Here is a 19,803-nt window from a genome sequence, read left to right as displayed (position 1 = left end):
TTTCCTCCTCGGCCCCTCCGGGGCTCAAAAACTGTGGCGTGTGCGGATGCGTCAGTAGTCGGACGAACCCTGCTCGCCCTTGACAATGGCAATTCCGGAACTCGCGCCGATACGTGTTGCACCAGCAGCAATCATAGCCTGCGCGTCAGCCAGCGAGCGCACGCCGCCGGAAGCCTTGACGCCCAGCCCGGGTCCCACTGTCCGGCGCATCAGGGCCACGTCCTCGGCCGTGGCTCCGCCGCCGTTGAAGCCCGTGGAGGTCTTGACGTAATCGGCGCCGGCTTCCACGGAGGCCTCGCAGGCCAGGACCTTCTGCTCGTCGTTCAGCATGGAGGTCTCGATGATGACCTTCAGGATGGCACCGCCGGCGTGGACAGCCTCGGCCACGGCCTTGATGTCATCCACCAGGGCTCCCTTGTCGCCGGCGCGTGCGGCGGCCATGTCGATCACCATGTCGATCTCGTCGGCGCCGTCCAGCACGGCGCCGCGGGCCTCGAAGGCCTTCACATCGCTCGGTGTGGCGCCCAGCGGGAAGCCGATGACCGAACAGGTGAGCACGCCGGAACCCTTGAGGGCCTTGGTGACGGTCTTGACCCAGATCGGGTTGATGCACACGGACTTGAACTTGTACTCGGCGGCCTCGCTGCAGACCTTCAGGACCTCGGCCTCGCTGGCCTCGGGCTTCAACAGGGTGTGGTCGATGTACGAGGCAATGCTTGCGCCGGTGTCTGCTTCGTTGCTCATGGCATCCTTCCATGCCGGGCGTGGCCGGCCCGGTGGCCGCAAGGTTGTCACTGCCCGTCAAAGCACCATCTTGCCACAGCGAGGGGCCGGGGTTCAGGGGCCCGGGTTCAGGGGGCAGGGGCTCAGCGGGCGCTGATCACGCAGCGGCCGCTGTGGCGGTGCCGTCGCCCGGGCGGCGTTCCGACGCCTGACCCTTGTTTTCCAGGAGACCGTGGTCTTCCAGGAGCCCGGCGGCGCAGCGCCCGGCAGCGGCCTCGGCGGACAGGACCAGACCCAGGCGGAGCCCCTCGCAGGAGGCGCGTCGCCGATCGCCCAGATGCCCGGCACGGACGTGGCCATGTCGATGTCCACGGCAATGCCGCCGTCGGGGGCTGTCCTCAGACCGGCACTTCCGGCGAGATCGGTCCGCGGCGTCCGCTCCTCGGCCAGTACCACCAGGTCACCGTTCATGCTGCTGCCGTCCTCGAAGACGATGCCAGTTGCGGGGAGCACTGATTCGGCGCTGGAACGTCCCGCAGGGGAGGGAACGACGGCGGCCGGGCGGAGCGTGGTGCGCACAGGGCGGACGCCCCGGGCGCGGAGTACGGCTTCTGCCTGGCCGGCGGCCGGTCCGGTTCCCACGAGAATGCCGAGCGGGCGGCGTCCCAGGACGCGTGTGATGTCCCTGACGGCATCGCCGATCGGCCCGGCGTCGTCGATCGTGGAGTAGCTCAACCCTCCTTCCGCGCCCTGGACAGGAGGCAGCGCGGGTGCCGAGCCGGTGGCGATGACCAGGTGGTCGTAGGCGAACTCCATGCCGTCGCTCGTGGCGACGATGCGGGCCGTGGCGTCGATGAAGCTTGCCGGCTGGCCGAAACGGACGGAGACCTGGGGGAGGGCCGCCAGATCCAGCAGGGCTTCGGGGTTGTCGTCGCGGTTGCTGAGCACAGTGATGGTTCCGCCGACTGGTGCTGCGCCCGGCCGGCTGGTCAGGCGGCGGACCAGCGCCTGGGCAGCAGGACCGGCGCCGGCGATGACGATGCGGGGGGATGCTGCGGACGGGGTGGCGGACATGTTTGGCCCTTTCGCTGGACTGACCTTCAGGTATTGGTCTCCAGCGTAGGGTTGCGGTTTTTCGGCGTTGTTTCCCTCCTGTTGCCGTTTTGCAGCACGGGGACACACCATGTTTACCGGCCGGTAATAATGTGCATCACACTGCGCTTGAGTACCGCCGCAGCAGTTCCCTCAGCCCGTTGGCAGCGAAGGCGCCCACCGCGGCGGCGCGGTCTACGAAGCCGTGCGATCCCACGGGTTCGATGGAGGCGAGGAGCCCGGCGGCGTCGGCGAGGCTCATGGTGAGCCCGGTGTCCAGCCTGGTGCCGAGCTGGAGCCGGGCCTGGCGGGAGTCGGCCCAGGCATCCGGGCCGGGGTCGTCGTGGAGAGTCCGCGTGACCGCGAGGTCCTGCCACCCGTCGTCGAGCCTGACGCGGGCACGGTACCTGAGCTCCTCACCCCTGGCCTCCAGCCGGCCATCGGCGAGAAACACGCGCGGCCCGAAGGGCGCATAGTCCAGGAAACCGGAGAGCTGTGGCTGCTGGCCTGCGTCCTCAGACGGCAGCACCACGGTGGCCTTGAACGTGACTGTTTCGCCGTCCACGGTGCCGCGGAGAGTGTCGTTGAACCTGACGCCGGGGGCGGGCTCGGTCATGGCAGTGCAGCTCGCGTCCTTGGCGAGCCCTTCCGGGGTCATGGTGTCCAGGTACCTCCGGGCGTCCCGGTAGCCCATGCCGATCAGCGTGTCGGCGTCGATCCTGTTCAGGTAGAACTCGGGGTCCAGCGGCAGCGGATGCTCGGGCCGCACCACATGCAGCACAAACTCACGTCCAGCCGCCTGGGCGGTCTCGAAGTCCGCAAGAAGTGCGCCCATCGCGCTCATTTCGATCATATGGACGTACTGTTCCAGGGGGCCGTCGCCCCAGTACGGGGAGTTGCCGATGCACCAGATGAGCCATACCTCTTCGGCGCCGCGGCGCAGCGCCTCCGCCACATTGGCGTCCCGCACCCACACGGCGTCGGTCCAGATCTGCGCGCCCCGCCGCAGCGGCGTCAGGAAGATCGGCAGGGACATGCCGGCGGCCATCAGCTCGGCGTCGATGTCCGCAGCGTCAATCGCGTGGCAGCGCTTCCCGCCGAACTCCACCACGTTGAAGGAACCCCCGACGGCGCCCGGTTCCGCCGCGCGGCGGCTGATCTCCCCGGCGTCGATCCCCAGAGCCGGGAAGACCTTGGTGAGGAGGCCGTCCGCGTCGCCGATCGCGGGCAGCGACCACGGACCTTTCAGGTAATCGCCCAGCGGCAGGGCCGAGCCGAAGTCCTTGACGTTGACCCCGGACCAGTTGCTGCACATGTCTTCCGGCGAGACCCCGGAGAGCATCATGCCGGCCGTGAGGATACCGCCCGAGGTACCGTCCACGTGGTCGAATTCCAGCCCTTCCTCGGCGAGGGCCCGGACCACACCGGCCTGCCATGCCACGCGCATGCCGCCGCCGGCGAGCACTAGCGAGCGCTTCATGCCGCGCCTCCGGGACGTGCTGCGTCCTCGACGCGCGTGAGCCGGCGCCAGTACAGATACAGGAGCACCGCCGTCGTGAGGTCGAAGACGGCGACCGCCAGCGCAAGGGGAGAGAACACGGAGTTCAGCACGCCGGTGCCCACCGCACCGAAGGCGCCCAGCTTTTGGAGCCCGGACCAGAAAACCACGTCTGTGGACGGGGACGCGCTGAGCAGGGTCTGCAGCAGCAGCCCGCCCACCACCACCATGAACATGCCCACGGTGCCGAACAGCTGGCGCGCATCTGGCGTCGGCTCCGCGCCCAGCAGCTGCAGGATGGGCCCGCCGAACGGCACCTGAGCGGCGCCCGATACGACCGTGATGACGGCGATTGCCGCAAGAACGGCGCGCAGGGGATCGGCGGCCGCCCATCTCAGGGTGCCCGGGGGATGCGGGCGGTGCTGGCGGCCCGGGTGGCCGTGCGGCTGGCCGGTCGCGCTCATGCGAACGACTCCAGCAGACGGCCGCGGTCCGCCAGGAGCCACACCATGGCGGCCCAGGTCAGGGTGGAGACGTAGAAGCGGATGTCGTTGAGAACCATCCAGCGCTGCAGCAAGGACCGGAGTTCGCCGTCGTCCTTGAAGTCGCCACCGCGGATCCGGACGTTGATGGGGATGATGATGCCCTGGCCCACCACCGTCAGGACGATGATGCCGAGCAGGCAGATGACGGCCGGAATGACGCGGACGGTGCCCCACTCGGACCACACCAGAACGCCGCCGGAGATGAACATGACAGGGACCACCAGGGTGAAGAACTTGGTGGCCTGCCGGGTGGGCGTGCCAAAATGCATGTCCACGTTGTCGCGGGCCAGGGAGCGCCACGTGGGGTAGAGGAACCACTTGAGCACCCACATGGTGCCCACGTACATCGTGGCGCCAAACAGGAAGTAGAGCGCATTCAGGAGCAGCAGCCAGTTCATCGCGAGCTTCCCCGCCCGGGCTCAACGCGGGATTCCTGGGTCGTGCTGCGGTCCGGCGGCTCCAGCCAGTCCTGCCCTTGCCCCAGGCCCACCACGCTGTCCATCATGTCGCCGCCGCGGATGGCGGCGGCTTCGGCCTCGGTGGGGGCAGTGAGGAACCAGGTCTCGTAGTGGTCATCCAGCACGCCGTGGGCCTCGGGCAGCCAGGCGGTGAAGACCGGCTTGCTGCCCACTTTCAGTTTCTTCAACGGCGCGACGCCGGGCGCGTCGCCGAGGACGAGGCGCGCCTTGGCCTGCCCGCCGAGGGCGATGTCGCCGGTGGCTTCAAAGTAGATGTCCGATTTCCAGAGCATACCGCGGAAAGCGCAGTAGTTGGAGGCTGCGAGTTTCAGGGGCAGTCCGAGCGGGGCGGGCCGTTCGATTTCGATATAGCAGCCCAGCACGCCGTCCTGCTCGTACTGGGCCGAGACCGTGGTGTCCGTGACCACGAAGTCCAGATTGGCCTGGTGCTTGGGCATGCCCCAGATTCCCTTGCCCCCCTTGACTGAGACCTCGGTGCTGACGGGCAGGTCCACCACGAACTGGCCCAGCTTGAAGGTCTTCTGGAAGAGCAGCGGGAGGATGGGCGGCGCGGGCCGGCTGCCGTGGGTGATGGCGATGGCCAGCGAGTATTCGATGTATTTGCCGATGTCCGTGGACTTGTAGTTGACCACCGTGACCACCAGCAGGCCCTTGCCGCCGAGGCTGAACGGCCGCATTTCCCGGCCCGGCAGGGCGGTGGCCGCGGCCCGCTTGTTGATGGGGAACGCGGCCATGAGCACCGGGGAATCGTCCGAGTTCACCGGCATCAGGTACTTGATGCCGTCCACGCGGGCGTGCTGGCCGCGCAGCTGCTCCTGGCGGCGGGGGACCGGGGAGGGCATGAGCCTGAGCAGCGGGGCAAGCAGCTGGGTGAGGTTTTTCATGAGTTCAGCTCCTGGACAATGATCGGGAAGGTGTCCTGCCAGGCCCGGGCGCCGAAGAACACGTCCAGATGGCCGTAGCCGGGGATGAGGTGCAGCGAGTCCTTGCCGGGCCGGTGCTGCTGGAAGAAATCGAAGGTGCGCTCCTGGCTTTCGGGCAGGAAGCACAGGTTGTCCTGCCCGGCCAGGAAGGCGAAGCGGGCGTCGGTCTGGGGTGCCTGCGCCACGAAGTTCCGCGGAAGCTCGGGGTGGTTGCCAGCCGCCACCATGTGCCCGGCCCTGATGCTGCGGCCCATTTCCTTGAAGAACGTCATGGGAACCTCGGCGAACTCCCCCTTCAGCCATTCGTGCGTGGCGTGGTCGAGGTTTTCGTGCGACCACAGTGCCGGGCGGCCGCTGCCGTACGTGAAGCTCACCAGCTTGCAAACGGTGTTGTCGCATTCGTGGTGGCTGGCTTTGACGATTCCGCGGATGAAGCGGGTGAAGTAGCCCTGCGACTTGTAGCCCCAGGCGGGGGACAGATAGGGCGTGAACACCTTGACGATGGGGGTCAGGTAGTCGATTTTCAGCCGAGAGAACGGCGGCACCACCGGATGCAGGGACACCGCGTTGGAGACGATCGTGTCCACCCGGGGCAGCAGCCCGGCCACGGCGGACATCGTGAACGAGGTGGAGCCCTGGCAGTGGATCACGGCTTTGAGCGTGTCCGCGCCGGTCGCGTCCAGGACGTGCTCGACGGCGGCGGGATGGTCGTACACGGCGGCATCCGCGAGCGTCCAGGATAGCGGGTCAAGGTCGATTGAGGCCCGCCAGTTCAGCATCCACACGTCCCAGCCATCGTCCAGCAGGACGTCCACGATGGTGGTGGGAATCGGCGGCCGGAACAGTTCGGCCCGCACCCCGGAACCGTGGACCAGCAAAACCGGCCCCTTGGTGGCCTCCGAGGGCGAGCTCACGTGCACCAGGCTCAGCGGAGTGTTGTCCCGCGCCCGGAACGGGATGACGTCGGTCCGGTGTTCGGCCCGGGTGATGGTCATGGTCAGGCTCCCTTCCGGGCGATGGTGACCGGCTGCTCCAGCAGCCGGACGGCGGGCAGGCCGGACACCGGCACCAGGCAGGCGCCGTCGTCGTTGTCCTCCAACTTCCAGTCGCGGCAGATGCTGTCCACGGCCAGCGGGTAGACGGTGACGGAGCCGTCCGGGGCCAGGTGCAGGCGCAGGAAGCCCTTGTGGTCCTCGATGGCCTGGCCGGACATCCGCCACGAAGCCACCTCGCCGCCCGGCGTCCCCTGGATGAAAAACGCGAAGGCCTCACTGCCCACGGCCCAGCCGCCCACGTACACCAGCGCGAGCGCGAGGGCGGCGATAAGGAAATGCGGCCAGGGATTGGGCCACGGAATCAGGATCACGACGGCGGCACTCACCGCGAGGGCGGACAGCTGGTACAGGGCGCCGCGGAGGAAGACCACCAGGCCCCTGCGGGCGAGGCCAAGCCACTTGGCCAGCAGGGCCAGGAGGCCCAGCAGGACCAGCGGCACGGCGACCAGGAGGACGGCGAGCAGGAGGACGGCGAGCAGCAGGGTGTTTCCCCGGGTGAGGCCGCGCAGGCTGTCCACGAAGGACAGGCCGCGGAAGGCGCTGAACACTGTCCACAGCGTCAGGAAGGCCACCAAGTGCACGATGCCGAGCAGCACGCCGAACCCCGGATTGCGCACGGGCAGCCAGTACGGGGACAGCGGGTTGGCCAGGCGGCGGCCGTAGCGCCGGGAATCCGCAGGCTGGGGGTAGATGCCGGGCATGCGGGTGAAACGCCTGCCGCTTGCTCCGGGCGCTGTTGTCTCCGGCCCGCTTGCTTCCGGCACAGCCGACGACGGCGGCTGGGCGGCCGATTCCCCCGGCGAGCCTGCCATGGGAGGAAGGACAACGTCCTGTGGGAGCCAGTGCGCATCGGACAGGTAGGCGCCGCCCAGGCCGCAGGTGATGAGCTGGGCGCGGGCGGGATCCGGCGGAAGCTCCTGGGCCTCGCCCGGGCCGCGCTGCTCGTAGCGCGAATAGTGGTGGAGGTCGCCGCTGAGCCAGAGCCGCACGGTGGCCCCGGTGGCCTCGAACAGGCCGGTGTCCGGGTTGAAGCGCCGGCGCAGGTAGTCCTGCTCGAAGAAGTTGACCTGGCGGAACTCGCTGCTGCCGGGCTGGTCCGCGTAGACCCAGTACGGGGCGGCAACGCACAGGATGATGGCATCGCTTGGCTGCAGCCGGGTGGTGACGTTGCGGTAGAAGTCGTCCAGCTGTGGTTCGTCGATGTACTGCCCCAGCTGGCTGTCCAGCCCCAGCAGCCACCAGCCGGGAGTGCCCTGGTGTCCTTCGCGAGGGCCTTCGCCGCTGAGCCGCACGGCGAAGTAGCTGCGGGTCTGGATGGTGCGCCAGGCTCCGATGCTGCGCTGCCGCGTGAACATCCGGATGAACGAGGTCAGGCCGTCGTACCAGTCGTGGTTGCCGGGGAGCGCCAGCATGACCGCGGCAGGGGCGGCAACGGCGGCCGGGGGCCCGGCGGGGCCTCCGGCGGCGTTTCCGGGGATGGGGTTTCGAGACGCCGGGAAGGCCATCCGGTAGGGGCCGGTCATCCGGTCCTCATAGGCCACGGGCGAGGCCACGGGATAGACCTCGTCGCCGCCGAGCACCAGCACCCTGCCGCGCGGCAGCACCGCGCCGCCGACGTCGAGCGTTTCCTGGGCCAGCAGCAGCGCCACGGAGTATGTGGCGTCGAAGCCGTCGCCGAGGTCCGCGGCGAAGTCGAGCCACAGTTCCTTGCCCGTGTTGCTGGTTGCGGCTTCCTCGGCGGCGGGCTCCCCGGGAGACGGCAGGGGCCTGCTGCCCACCGGTGGTTGGGCGGGCTGCCCGGGCACCGGAAGCCGGTCCAGGTCCAGCGGATCGGAGGGGAAGCCGCCCTCCAGTTCGCGCTTGTCGCCGAAGTCCGCGAAGACCGTGGCGGCCATGACCTTCAACGCGGTCCGCGCCAGCGACATCGGCGAGAGCCAGCGGACGGCCTCCCGGGGCGTGAACCCCAGGACGGCGCGGTGTTCCGCAAGCTCCCGGCGTTTCATGGCCGCGGCTTGAAGGGGAACGGAACGCGTTTGGCGGCCCGGCCGTAGACGTACCACAGCTCGCCCATGAAGAGCTTCCCGAACGCGGCAAGCCCCGCGGCCGGGGAGGGGCCCACGGCCCGGAAAGTGGTCAGCTGTCTGGCGAAGTCCAGCGGCCGGATGTGCAGGATCCCGGCGCCGGCGATTCCGGGATCGACGGCGCCAGGCTCCGGCTCTGCACCCAGCAGCGGCTCCGGCGGCGGCACATGGCCGCGCAGGATGGTGGCGTACAGGATGGTGGTGTCCGCCCAGACGTCCAGCCCGGCGTCGTTCCGGATCTCCTTGAATCCGGTGAACGTCAGCGGGGTGCCGCCGGGATCGCGCAGCCACAGGCGGTACAGCATGCGGCGCGAGGGTCCGGCGTCGGATCCTGCACCGGGGCCGTCGGCAACGAACAGATTGAACCAGCCGCGCTCCACCGGCAGCCGGCCGCCGAACTGGTCCACCAGGACGTAGCCCTCCGCCGTGGCCGGGTGCGAGGGATCCGCCACGAAGGCGTCGATATCCTCGGCCGTGATGGTCAGTTCGAACATGATCCGCCGGCCCCTGTCGCGGCCCAGGCTGCGGCCCTTCTCCGGATCGGCCACTCCCGGGCTGAACCAGCCGTGCATCTGTTCGGTGAAGCTGACGGATGTCGCCTGCGGTCCGGCCGCCGCCCTTCCAGCGTCCAGTCCGCGTACCCGCCCTCGGGTCCCGCCTTCGGCAGGCGCTGTAGCCGCGGCGGGACGCTCTTCGCGCCCGGACTTCCCCTTGGTGGCGTCCGGTGCCAGTGCGCGGGGAGCCAGCTCTGCGGCGTCGACGACGGCGCCCGCCGCCACCGGGGCGGCCGCCGGCTTTGCTGCTGCCTCCAGTCCGCCGCGGCTCCGTGCGTCTGTCCCGCCCGCAGCAGCAGTCCCGTCGGCGGCAGGAGTGCTGCCGGCGTCGAGGATGCGCTCGCAGGCCCGCTCGGCGAAGGCCGCAATGGTCAACGAGGGATTGGCGCCCACCGGGCCGGGCATAGCGGCCCCGTCCACCACGTACAGCCCGGGGTAGCCGAATACTTCGCCGTAGGAATCGCAGACCCCTTCGGCCGGGTTGCGCCCGGCCGGTGCGCCGCCGATCGGGTGCACCGTGATGACGCGTTTGGCCCACCAGAGCGGGTTGTCCACGAAGTCCCCGTCCAGTTCCCGGGCGATCGAGGCCATGGTGGAACGGACCCTGTCGAAGTACGCCGTTGACGTGGACAACGTCCAGTCGATGGCGAGCCTGCCGTCCTGCAGGCCCATGACGCCGTCGGGGATGTCGCGGCCCATGCCCAGCAGGGGCAGGGAACTGGCAGACAGCCGGCCGTCGCCCAGGGCCGCGGCAACGTCGGCGGAGATGTTGGAGCGCCGGGCCTCGAAGAGCCTGTCCTTGAGCAGTTGCCTGGCCACCCGGAGGGTGCGGGCGGCAACCTTGCCCAGCTGCCCGGTTTCGATCAGCCAGTTCATGAAGGCCGGGTAACCGGCGTCCTCCACGTAGTAGCCGCGGCCGTCGCCGCCGTCGCGGGTGTCCGGCACACGGATGGCCGTGGTGATCACCGGGCCGCGGCTCCCGGACAGGGTCCGCACACCGGTGGCGGCGCCGTTGCCGTTGTCCGAGCCGTTGCCGCGCGTCTTGGCGTCCATGATGAAGGTCAGCAGATCCCCGTTCCCGCTGAAGCGCGTGCCGAGGGCCTCGCTGAGCGCCGGGAGCGAGCCGCGGTTGCGCAGGAGCAGGAAGTTGGTGCCGAAGGTGCCGGCCCCCAGGATGAGCCTGCGGCAGCGGATGAGCCGTTCGGTGAGCAGGGCGCCCGGGTTCGCGGGGTCGTGGACGACGTAGCGGACCTCGTAGCCCCCTCCGTCGAGGGGGCGGATGCCACGGACGTCGTGGAAGGTGCGGAGGTCCGCGTGCCGGGCCGCCGCCGAGAGGTAGTTGTGGTCCAGGGTGTTCTTGGCGCCGGAGTTGCAGCCGATGTCGCATTCGCCGCACAGGATGCATGTGGTCCTGACGGTGCCTTCGCCGTGGACGCTGCCGTAGGGCGCGGCGGGCAGGGGCTGGTTGGTGCCGGGGACCGCGCCGGGCCGCGCGGCGAAGGTGACGGCGATGGGCGGACGGCTGATGGACAGGCCCAGCGCTGCCGCGCTGGCCTCCATGGCGTTGGTCTTGGCGGTGTCCCGGTACGGGTAGGGGACCGGCTGGAGCATGGCCTCCGCGGCGTCGTAGTACGGGTCAAGATCGGCCCGCGTGAACGGCCAGTTCTCGTAGCCGCCGCCGGGCACCGGTGATTCCTTGACGAACCAGTTTTCGTCCTTGCGGAGCAGCACATTGGCGTAGATGAGGGAGCCGCCGCCCAGGCCGCTGGACACGAGGCCTTCCAGGCCGCGGAACGTCCAGGCATCGAAGAGTCCGTACAGTCCGCGGTCCGGGTCCCAGAAATTGCGGCCCATCTCGGCCGGGGTCCGCGCGAAGCTCCCAGGAGGGTAGGGCTTGCCGCGCTCCATGAGCACCACGGATTGCCCGGCTGCGGACAGGCGGTGGGCGGCCACTGAGCCGCCAAAGCCCGAACCCACCACCACGGCATCCACGGCCTCAATGGCCTCCAGCCCAACCATGGCCGTTCCTCTCGAGGAAGAGCAAATATAGCGCTATGTTCCCACCGGGCCTGGAATCTGTCCATGACTTGGAGTAATTCCCGGCAGGAAAGGCTATGGGAAGGCTGAGCGCTCTCCCGCCGTAAGTCTCAGACGCGGAGCCGGTACCCGCGCTTCACTACCGTTTCGACCAGCTTGCCGTCCGGCAGGGCGGAACGCAGCCGGCTGACGGTCATGTCCAGGGCATGGACGGAGCCGCGAAGCTCCAGCAGATCCGACAACGCCTCGCGGGACAGCACGGCGCCTCCGGCTCCGAGGAGGGCGCGCAGGAGCAGCAGGGGGGCCGGTGCCAGCTCCACCACCTCGCCGTCGATCCGCAGGCAGCGGCCGCGCAGTTCGATGTGGCCCGTGCTGGTCTCCAGCCGGCGCACGTGGTTCAGGGCGAGGTGCTCGGTGACGAGGCGGATGAGGGCACCCATCCGGAAACGCTCCGGGATCAGGGGCGAGAGGCCGGCGTCGATGAGCGGCTGGGCCGTCACGGGCCCGACGGCGGCAACCGTCACGGGACCCTGCAGGCTTTCGATCAGCTGCTTGTAGAGTCCCATCTCGTGGGCGGTGCTCCATACGGCGTCCACCGCGGGGGCGCTGGTGAACGTGAGCACATCCAGGTTGCCGCTGCAGGCGGCCTCGATCAGCCTCGGCAGCTTGTCCGCGCCGTCGGGCTTGACCCAGCGGTACGGGGTCACGGTCAGGACCGTGGCGCCGGACATGCGCAGCCGCTCCAGCTGGCGCACATCGGTGTAGCCATGCAGCTGCACGGCAACGGTCTTGCCGCGGACGCCTTCAGCGAGCAGCATGTCCACCAGGGTGGCGGTGGTTTCGTCACTGCTGATCCCGACGTCGGCCAGGCCGGCCGCGCGGACCGCGCCGCGGGCCTTGGGTCCCCGGACGAACATGCGGCAGGCGGACAGCGTTTCGAGCAGCTGTTCGCCGATGCCGAAGGAGTCGGCGGCTTCGCACCAGCGGCGCATCCCGTAGGCGGTGGTGGCGATGCAGATGTCCGGGCGGGCGTCGATGATGGCACGCGTGTCCTGGATGAGCGACTCGTCCTCCTGCACCGGGGCGATCTTCAGCGCAGGGGCGTGCAGCACCGTGGCGCCGCGGCGCTCGAGGGCCTCGATGAGGTCCCGGGAGCGGCGGTGCGAGGTGACGCCGATGCGGAAGCCGTCCAGGGGTGCGTCGGACGGATCCGGCAGCGCGGCCGGACGGACGGTATCGAGGGGACTGACGGTATCGGGCGATTCAAGGGTGTTCAGTGCACTCATGGGGTTTCCTTCAGGCTTCAAGAAGCGAAGCCGCGAGCCGGCTCAGTTCAGCGGAGGCACCGGCATGATTCCGGTTGGCTTCAGCCACCCGGACCACCTCGCCGATGACCAAGACGGCCGGGTTGCTGCAGCCGGAGGCTGCCGTTTCGATGGTGCCGAGCTCGGCAATGGTGGTGCGCTGGCCGGGGCGGTAGCCGCGTTCGACGACGGCCATCGGCATGTCTGCCTTCATGCCGGCGCGGCGCAGCCCGGCCGCCAGCTGGGGCAGGGTTCCGATGCCCATGAGCACCACGATGGTGCCGCCGAGCCCGGCCAGGTGGGTGTGCTCCTTGTCCGTGAGCGGTGCGTGGCCGGAGACCACGGTGAACATGTGGCTGACCTCGCGGTGCGTGACGGGGATGCCTGCCGCCGCCGGAACGGAGATGGCACTTGTGACGCCGGAGATCACGCGGACCGGGACGCCGGCGGCCACGCAGGCTGCCACTTCTTCGCCGCCGCGGCCGAAGACGTAGGGATCGCCGCCCTTGAGGCGGACCACGTTCTTGCCGGCCAGGGCACTGTCCACCATGAGCTGTTCGATGTCGCGCTGGGTCACCTTGTGGTGGCCCGGCTTCTTTCCGACGTCCACCAGCTCCGCCGAGCTCAGGGATGCCAGCAGCTGGTAGGGGGCCAGCCGGTCGTAGAACACGACGTCGGCATCCCGCAGGGCGTTGACCGCACCCACGGTGAGCAGGTCCAGGGCGCCGGGCCCGCCGCCCACCAGGGTGACGTGTCCTTCGGGTCCCGGTGCCGGTTCGGTGCTGACCGGGATCCCGGCCGTGAGGCAGCGCTGCAGCAGCGGCTCCCAGCCGGGCTCGCCGTCGTCGACCATTGCCACCAGGAAGGGGCGCTCGGGGAGGTGGCCGTCGCCCGGGGCACCGTCAGGGGTGCTCAGCCGGTAGACCACCGCGCCGGCGGCCTCGTAACGGCGGACGGCCTGGCGGGCTGCCGTGGCCGAACCGGTGACCAGGACTTCGCGGCCGGTGAGGTCGATGGTGAGCTGCATGGTTGCCCCTAGTTCTCTACGCCGGCGGCCGCGCTGCGGACCGGGATGGTGGAGGCGATGAGCACACCGCCCTTTTCCTCGTTGGTCGCCGGGCGCATCTGGCCGCGCTCGTCGGAGACGAAGGTGATGGAGTCGTCCTTCTGGTCGGGTGCGTTGACGAAGGAACGGAAGCGGCGCAGGCGCTCGGGGTCCTTGAGGGTGTCGGCCCATTCGTCCACGTAGGTGTCCACGTGCTTGGCCATGGCCGCTTCGAGCTCCTCGGCGATGCCCAGCGTGTCCTTGACCACCACGTCCTCGACGTGCTTGATGCCGCCGTCGAGCTCTTCCTGCCAGCGCGCGGTGCGCTGCAGGCGGTCGGCGGTGCGGATGTAGTACATGAAGTAGCGGTCGATGTACTTGATCAGCGTCTCGTCGTCCAGGTCCTTGGCGAGGAGCTGGGCGTGGGCCGGGGTGGCACCGCCGTTGCCGCCCACGTAAAGGTTCCAGCCGTCGGCCGTGGCGATCACGCCCACGTCCTTGCCGCGGGCCTCGGCGCATTCACGGGCACAGCCGGACACGCCCATCTTGAGCTTGTGCGGGCTGCGCAGGCCGCGGTAGCGCAGTTCCAGGGCGATGGCCATGGCCACCGAGTCCTGGACGCCGAAGCGGCACCAGGTGGAGCCGACGCAGGACTTCACCGTGCGCAGGCTCTTGCCGTAGGCCTGGCCGGATTCGAAGCCAGCGTCCACCAGTTCCTTCCAGATTTCCGGCAGCTGCTCCAGCCGGGCACCGAACATGTCGATGCGCTGGCCGCCGGTGATCTTGGTGTAGAGGTTGTATTTCTCGGCAACGGCGGCGATGACGCCAAGGCCCTTGGGGGTGATCTCGCCGCCGGCGATGCGCGGGACCACCGAGTAGGTGCCGTCCTTCTGCATGTTGGCCAGGGCGCGGTCGTTGGTGTCCTGCAGGGTGCCGCGGCCGGCGTCCAGCACGTAGGCGCTGTTCTGGCTGGCCAGGATGTTGGCGATGGTGGGCTTGCAGATGTCGCAGCCGGCGCCGGTGCCGTACTTGGCCATGATCTCCTCGAAGGAGGTCAGTTCCAGGACACGGATGGCGTCGAACAGTTCCTGGCGGGAGAGTTCGATGTGCTCGCACAGGGCCTTGGAGACCTCGACGCCGGACTTGGTCAGTTCGGTTTCCAGGAGCTTCTTGAGCATCGGCACGCAGGATCCACAGCTGGTTCCGGCGCGGGTGCAGCCCTTGAGCTCACCGAGTTCCTGGACGGGGGCGTTGCCGTCGCAGGCGCCGCAGCCGTTGACGGTGTCGCGGATGGTTCCGGCGGTCACGTTGTTGCAGGAGCACAGGATGGCGTCGTCCGGGAGTTCGGTGTCCGGGGCGTCGCCGCCGCCGGCCGCCGTGAGGTAGGCACCCGGTTCGGCGGACAGCTCGCGGCCCAGCAAGGGGCGCAGGCTCATGTAAGGGGAGGCGTCGCCCACGAAGATGCCGCCCAGGAGGGTCTTGGCGTCGTCGGTGGTGACGATCTTCTGGTACACGCCGCGCGCGGGGTCCGCGTAGACGATTTCGAGGGAGTGCTCGGTCCTGGCGAAGGCGTCGCCGAAGCTGGCCACGTCCACGCCGGAGAGCTTGAGTTTGGTGGCGGTGTCGAAGCCGGGGAAGGTGGCTTCTCCGCCGTGGAGGCGATCCGCCACGATCTCGGCCATGGTGTTGGCCGGGGCCACGAGGCCCAGGCACATGCCCTCGAAGTTGGCGACCTCGCCGATGGCCCAGATGCCGGGAACCTCGGTGGCGCAGGAATCGTCGATGACCACACCGCCGCGGGGGCCGAGGCCGAACAGCTGCTCTTCGCCCTCTACCGCGCGGAAGAGTTCGTCACGCGGCTTCACGCCGATGGCCACGATCACAATGTCGGCGGCGATGGTGCGGCCGTCGGCCATGAGGACGCCGGTGACCTGGCCGTCGTCGTCCGTTACAACCTCGGACGGGAAGACGCCACCGTGCACTTCGAAGCCCTTGGCTTCGATCAGGCGGCCCAGGGCCTGGCCCGCGCCCTCGTCCAGCTGGGTGTTCATGAGCCACGGCGAGCCGTTGATGACAATGGGAGTGGCGCCGAGCTGCTCGGTGCCGGCTGCGGATTCGAGGCCCAGGAGGCCGCCGCCGATGGTGACGGCGTTGACCTTGCGGCCCAGCTTTTCCGTCAGCTCGGCGATGGCCTTGTTGATGGCCCAGACGTCCTCCAGCGTGCGGTAAACGTGGGTGTGCTCGGCTCCCGGGATGGGGAGGCGGGCGGCGTCGGAACCGGTGGCGACCACCAGTTCGTCGTATTCGTAGCTGTTGCCGGCCGCAGTGGTGACCGTTTGGGAAACGGTGCAGATCTTCACGGCGCGCTCGCCGGTCCGCAGGTCCAGGGCCTCGTGCTCCCACATGGACGCGTTGCCCAGGGTGAGGTCCACGTCTGTTTCGGTGAGTGCCTTGCTCAGCGCCACGCGGTCGTAGGGAAGGTGTGCTTCCTCCGTCAGTACCGTGACCTGCCAGCCTTCGAGTCCACGGGTATGCATGGCGTCGGCGAATCGGTGGGCAGCGGGGCCGCCTCCGGCGACAACGATGCGGCGCGGGTTCTCGATGCTTGAAGTGTGTCCGGTCACGGGTGGGCCTTTCGCAAGTTGTTGCAGAAGGAGCTCTGCAACTTATGGATCCAGCCTAGGGAGCCGCAGTTTCGCTTCAGTTTCCCCTTTGTTTCGTGGTCTTAACTTCTGCATCACGAACACATTTCCGGTTCCGTGAGGTCTCTTTTACGCCGCCGACACAATTGGGGAGCGCCGCTGAAACACCCGGGTTTTAGCGTGGAGCTGTGGCCGTAAGCGCGGCCCGGCCTGGGAAGTACCGGCGGAAGCGCCGCACCCAGGCACTGCGAGAGGGGCTGAAATGACCGTAATTCTGGACCGTGTTGAAGAGCGGCGTGACGAACTGACTGAGGCGGCCGCTGCCGGCTGGCACCGGGTGTGCCCGGTGGATGAGCTTGAGCTTGCCTGGGGCGAAGCCGCGTTGATCGAGGGCCGCCAGGTGGCGCTGTTCCGCACCGCCCTGGACGAGGTGTACGCCGTCGCACAGCAGGACCCGGCCACCCTGGCCAATGTCATGGCACGCGGCATCATCGGTTCCCGCGGGAACCGGCCCACCATTGCCTCGCCGCTCCACAAAGAGGTCTACGACCTCAAGACGGGCGAATGCTTCACCAACCCTGAGCTGGCCTTGGCCACGTTTAGCACCCGCCTGGTTGACGGGTACCTCGAAGTCGAACTGTAGGCGGTACCTCCGGCCTACCCTCTTCCGGAGGACCGGTTTCTAGAGGCCCGGTTTTCTAGAGGCCCAGTGCCTCGCGGACGTCGTCCAGGACGTGGTCCAGAGCGGCGCGGGCGGCTTGGCGTGCCTGGGGTAGTTCGGCCGCGGAGCCCACTGCCTGGATGACTTCCAGGTAGCACTTGAGTTTGGGTTCGGTTCCGCTGGGGCGGATGATGACCCGGCTCTGGTCCCGGGTGATGTAGAGCAGCCCGTCCGTGGGCGGCAGTTGCGCGCTGCCTTGGGCGAGGTCCGTGAAGGTCTCGACGGCGGAGCCGGCGAACGCCTCGGGCGGTCTGACGCGGAGCCGGTTCATCATGGCGTCCAGCAGGCCCAGGTCGGCCACCCGGATGCTGAGCTGGTCACTCGCGTGCAGCCCGTGCACCAGGTACAGCTCGTCCAGGGTGTCGAAGATGGTCTTTCCTTCGGCCTTGGCCGCGGCGGCGAGCTCTGCGATGAGGACCGCGGCCGAGATGCCGTCCTTGTCCCGCACCAGTCCGGGGGCTACGCAGTAGCCCAGGGCTTCCTCGTAGCCGTACACCAGGCCGGGGACCCGGGAAATCCATTTGAAGCCTGTGAGGGTTTCCTCGTGGGCGAAGCCTGCCGCGGCCGCGACGCGGGCCAACAGCCGCGAGGACACGATCGAGTTGGCGAACACGCCCCCTGCTGCGTCCCCAGCGTGTTCCGAGGCCAGCCGGGCCACCACATGCGCACCCAGCAGGGCGCCCACCTCATCGCCGCGCAGCATCCGCCACGCCCCGCTGTCCGGGTCCTTGGCCGCAACCGCCGCACGGTCGGCGTCGGGGTCGTTGGCCAGCACAATGTCCGCGTCGAAGCGGTCCGCTGCGGCCAGCGCAAGGTCCAGGGCACCCGGTTCCTCGGGATTGGGGAACGGCACCGTGGGGAAGTCAGGGTCCGGGCGGGCCTGTTCCTCCACCAGGGTTACGTCCGTGAAGCCGGCGGCGTTCAGTACGGACACCGCCGTCGCACCGCCCACGCCGTGCATGGGCGTGAGCACGATCTTCAGCTCCCGGGCCGGGAAATTCGCGGTGTCCGCGAGGCCGGACATGGCGGCCTCATAGTCCGTGGCGATCGAGCCGGGCAGCACGGTCCAGCCATCGGCCGCCAGCACGACCGTGTCCAGGGCACCCACGGCGTCGATCTTCGCAGCGATCTTGGCGTCGTACGGGGCCACGATCTGCGCGCCGCGTCCGCTTTCCTCCACGGCGTGCCGGCCCAGGTACACCTTGTAGCCGTTGTCCTGCGGCGGGTTGTGGCTGGCCGTGACCATGACCCCGCCGTCGCAGTCCAGGGCCCGCACGGCGTAGGCCAGCAGGGGAGTCGGCAGTGCCGATGGCATCAGGAACGTATCAATGCCGGCCGCCGCGAAGATCGCCGCCGTTTCCAGCGCAAAGATGTCGGAATTGTGCCGGGCGTCGAAGCCGACGACGGCGCGTGGCCGGGTCCCCGGGGCCGCCGCGGCCAAGGCGTCGTTCAAGAAAGCCGCCAGTCCGGCCGCCGCACGGCGGACCACCACACGGTTCATTCGGTTCGGGCCCGGGCCCAAGGCCGCACGGAGCCCTGCCGTGCCGAACTGCAGTGTTCCGCTGAAGCTGTCGGCCAGCTGCTGCCCGGCGGCCGGGTCGCCCGCGGCGGCCAGATCGGCAAGTTCAACAAGGGCAGCCGCGTTGGCCGGATCCGGGTCCTGGGAAGCCCACTCGCGGGCTTCGATGATCAGTTGCTCGAATGCGGCACCGTTCGACGTCATAGGGATAAAGCTATCGTCAAAGCAGCCGGAAGCGCAGACCGTGCCCTCATCGGTCTGGTTACAGTTTGCGCCGCTCCGACCGCTTTGTATGACCTTGCTGTCCTGACGGTGCAGCGAACCGCCAATTAGCTGGCGCCGGGGGTCTCGGGACGGGCGCCGATTGCCGCGGCCAGCAACCGATCAAAGCTGGCGGGCCCGTTCTCCGGGGGGATAATGGTAAAGACCACAAACCATTTCTCGGGGGCATTTTTCTCCAGCGTTGAAGCCCGTTCCACGTGCAGATTCAACCCGGGCACCCCGTTGACGATGAGCGGAAGCTGCTCGCCGCTCTTGACCAATTGCCGAAATTGCCTGACCGAGAGTTGGTCATGAGGGTTGCCGGTCACTTCACCGATGGTGTCGTTCACCCTCTTGGTTAGCCCCCGCATAAAACTCCTCCGGCCGGAAGCCGTGGGAACCGTGAGAATCGCGGCGAAGATGGCCGTGAACAGTGCAACGGCACCGAAACTTCTGAGGCCGGGCATGAAGATCATCAGGAACAGGCACAGGATCAAACCAAGGACACTGAACATGATGAACTTGATGATGGGATCTTCGCCTGGCTTCTTCGACCAGCGCACGAGTGTGACGGTGTTCCTGCGCGGCTGATCGTGCGCTGAATTCTCCATGTTTAGTACCCCTTCACCTCCATGAGCGCTTCAGCCAGGATGACTGCCTCGCGTGCTTCCTTGAGATCGCTACGCAGACCCAGATCGGGAATGGTTGCGGCGGCGCCGGTTGAGCCGGCCAGCTCGGAAAAGGCCCTGCTCAGGTTTTCGCGGTCCTGGGACAGCATTCGGGACGAATTCAGCTTGACCCTGCTGACCTCAAGCTCCAGGAGTGACTTGTCGATTGCGTCGCGACGTCCCTGGATGACCGATAACTTTTCCGTGACGCGCAGGGTGCGGGCACGGAGCATCGATTCCATCTTCACTGCCACGTCGTGGAGCTCGCTCAGAGCGGTGTACGTCTGTGGCGTCCCAGAATGCCGGGCCAGCTGCTCGCTGACGTGGACGCGCCGTCGTTCCCATTTCCGTACGGCCGATTGGTATGGTCCCAAGAGCAACGAGACGGCCGTAAGTGCCCTGTCCAGCGATCCTGCCCGCGTGCTCAGGCTTGCCGTGGCTGCATCCAACCTCGCGAGGAACGCGGCGTAGCTGTCATGGGGCGGAATATTTCTAGTATTCATGCGTCACTCGCGCGCGGTGCCGCCGGATCCCGCTCAGGATGGCGGGATTCCCCTCGCCAAAATGTGACCCGAACGCTCATGGCATGAGAATAGAGGCTCCGAGCTCGTTCTCATAGGCTTCGGCGCGCTTTCCACGTGGGGAAGGTAGATGTG

At 68.4% G+C, this 19,803-nt stretch carries 15 protein-coding genes and 1 pseudogene; 1 reads left to right on the top strand and 15 read right to left on the bottom strand.

The features are described from left to right. Positions 1–51: 51 nt before the first annotated feature. From deoC to nirB, 12 genes and pseudogenes are all read right to left on the bottom strand, one after another. On the bottom strand, positions 52–744 hold the full coding sequence (gene deoC / locus J1902_RS00485) for a deoxyribose-phosphate aldolase (RefSeq protein WP_207614230.1): 693 nt from the start codon (positions 742–744) through the stop codon (positions 52–54). A gap of 136 nt (positions 745–880) precedes the next feature. Then, positions 881–1,797 (bottom strand): annotated as a pseudogene (locus J1902_RS00480) (FAD-dependent oxidoreductase). A 136-nt stretch (positions 1,798–1,933) separates the two neighbouring features. Next, complete coding sequence (locus J1902_RS00475) at positions 1,934–3,295, bottom strand: patatin-like phospholipase family protein (RefSeq protein ID WP_207614229.1); 1,362 nt, start codon at positions 3,293–3,295, stop codon at positions 1,934–1,936. After that, complete coding sequence (locus tag J1902_RS00470; protein ID WP_242701413.1) at positions 3,292–3,777, bottom strand: hypothetical protein; 486 nt, start codon at positions 3,775–3,777, stop codon at positions 3,292–3,294. The genes J1902_RS00475 and J1902_RS00470 overlap by 4 nt, the downstream gene beginning before the upstream one ends. Further along, on the bottom strand, positions 3,774–4,256 hold the full coding sequence (locus tag J1902_RS00465) for a DUF1772 domain-containing protein (RefSeq protein ID WP_207614228.1): 483 nt from the start codon (positions 4,254–4,256) through the stop codon (positions 3,774–3,776). Before J1902_RS00465 ends, J1902_RS00470 begins: the two co-directional genes overlap by 4 nt. Next, positions 4,253–5,221, bottom strand: coding sequence for an acetoacetate decarboxylase family protein (locus J1902_RS00460; protein WP_207614227.1), 969 nt, complete (start codon positions 5,219–5,221; stop codon positions 4,253–4,255). The genes J1902_RS00465 and J1902_RS00460 overlap by 4 nt, the downstream gene beginning before the upstream one ends. Continuing rightward, positions 5,218–6,255, bottom strand: coding sequence for an alpha/beta fold hydrolase (locus J1902_RS00455; RefSeq protein ID WP_207614226.1), 1,038 nt, complete (start codon positions 6,253–6,255; stop codon positions 5,218–5,220). Before J1902_RS00455 ends, J1902_RS00460 begins: the two co-directional genes overlap by 4 nt. Before the next feature lie 2 nt (positions 6,256–6,257). Further along, on the bottom strand, positions 6,258–8,318 hold the full coding sequence (locus J1902_RS00450; RefSeq protein WP_207614225.1) for a hypothetical protein: 2,061 nt from the start codon (positions 8,316–8,318) through the stop codon (positions 6,258–6,260). Beyond that, positions 8,315–10,969 (bottom strand): GMC family oxidoreductase, encoded by a 2,655-nt coding sequence (locus J1902_RS00445; RefSeq protein WP_207614224.1) that lies wholly within the window; start codon positions 10,967–10,969, stop codon positions 8,315–8,317. The genes J1902_RS00450 and J1902_RS00445 overlap by 4 nt, the downstream gene beginning before the upstream one ends. A 128-nt stretch (positions 10,970–11,097) precedes the next feature. After that, complete coding sequence (locus J1902_RS00440) at positions 11,098–12,273, bottom strand: uroporphyrinogen-III synthase (protein WP_242701412.1); 1,176 nt, start codon at positions 12,271–12,273, stop codon at positions 11,098–11,100. Between the two features lie 10 nt (positions 12,274–12,283). Beyond that, entirely contained in the window at positions 12,284–13,318 is a 1,035-nt protein-coding gene (cobA, locus tag J1902_RS00435) for a uroporphyrinogen-III C-methyltransferase (protein ID WP_207614223.1), read from the bottom strand. 8 nt (positions 13,319–13,326) lie between these two features. Beyond that, on the bottom strand, positions 13,327–15,960 hold the full coding sequence (nirB, locus tag J1902_RS00430; RefSeq protein ID WP_207614222.1) for a nitrite reductase large subunit NirB: 2,634 nt from the start codon (positions 15,958–15,960) through the stop codon (positions 13,327–13,329). Positions 15,961–16,240: 280 nt separating this feature from the next. On the opposite strand from nirB, the gene nirD reads away from it, so the two are divergent. Next, on the top strand, positions 16,241–16,621 hold the full coding sequence (gene nirD / locus J1902_RS00425; RefSeq protein ID WP_207614221.1) for a nitrite reductase small subunit NirD: 381 nt from the start codon (positions 16,241–16,243) through the stop codon (positions 16,619–16,621). Positions 16,622–16,676: 55 nt separating this feature from the next. Here nirD and J1902_RS00420 read toward each other — a convergent pair whose 3' ends face one another. The 3 genes from J1902_RS00420 to J1902_RS00410 form a co-directional block, all read right to left on the bottom strand. Then, entirely contained in the window at positions 16,677–18,422 is a 1,746-nt protein-coding gene (locus tag J1902_RS00420; protein ID WP_207614220.1) for a phospho-sugar mutase, read from the bottom strand. Between the two features lie 125 nt (positions 18,423–18,547). Beyond that, a complete protein-coding gene (locus J1902_RS00415; RefSeq protein WP_207614219.1) occupies positions 18,548–19,090 on the bottom strand; it encodes a hypothetical protein in 543 nt (180 codons plus the stop codon). Positions 19,091–19,092: 2 nt separating this feature from the next. Further along, a complete protein-coding gene (locus J1902_RS00410; RefSeq protein WP_207614218.1) occupies positions 19,093–19,650 on the bottom strand; it encodes a hypothetical protein in 558 nt (185 codons plus the stop codon). Positions 19,651–19,803: the final 153 nt, after the last annotated feature.

Source organism: Arthrobacter cavernae (genome assembly GCF_017368795.1).
Taxonomy (GTDB): domain Bacteria; phylum Actinomycetota; class Actinomycetes; order Actinomycetales; family Micrococcaceae; genus Arthrobacter; species Arthrobacter cavernae.
The sequence above is the reverse complement of the archived record's forward strand: the minus strand, read 5'-3'. Positions and strand labels throughout refer to the sequence as shown.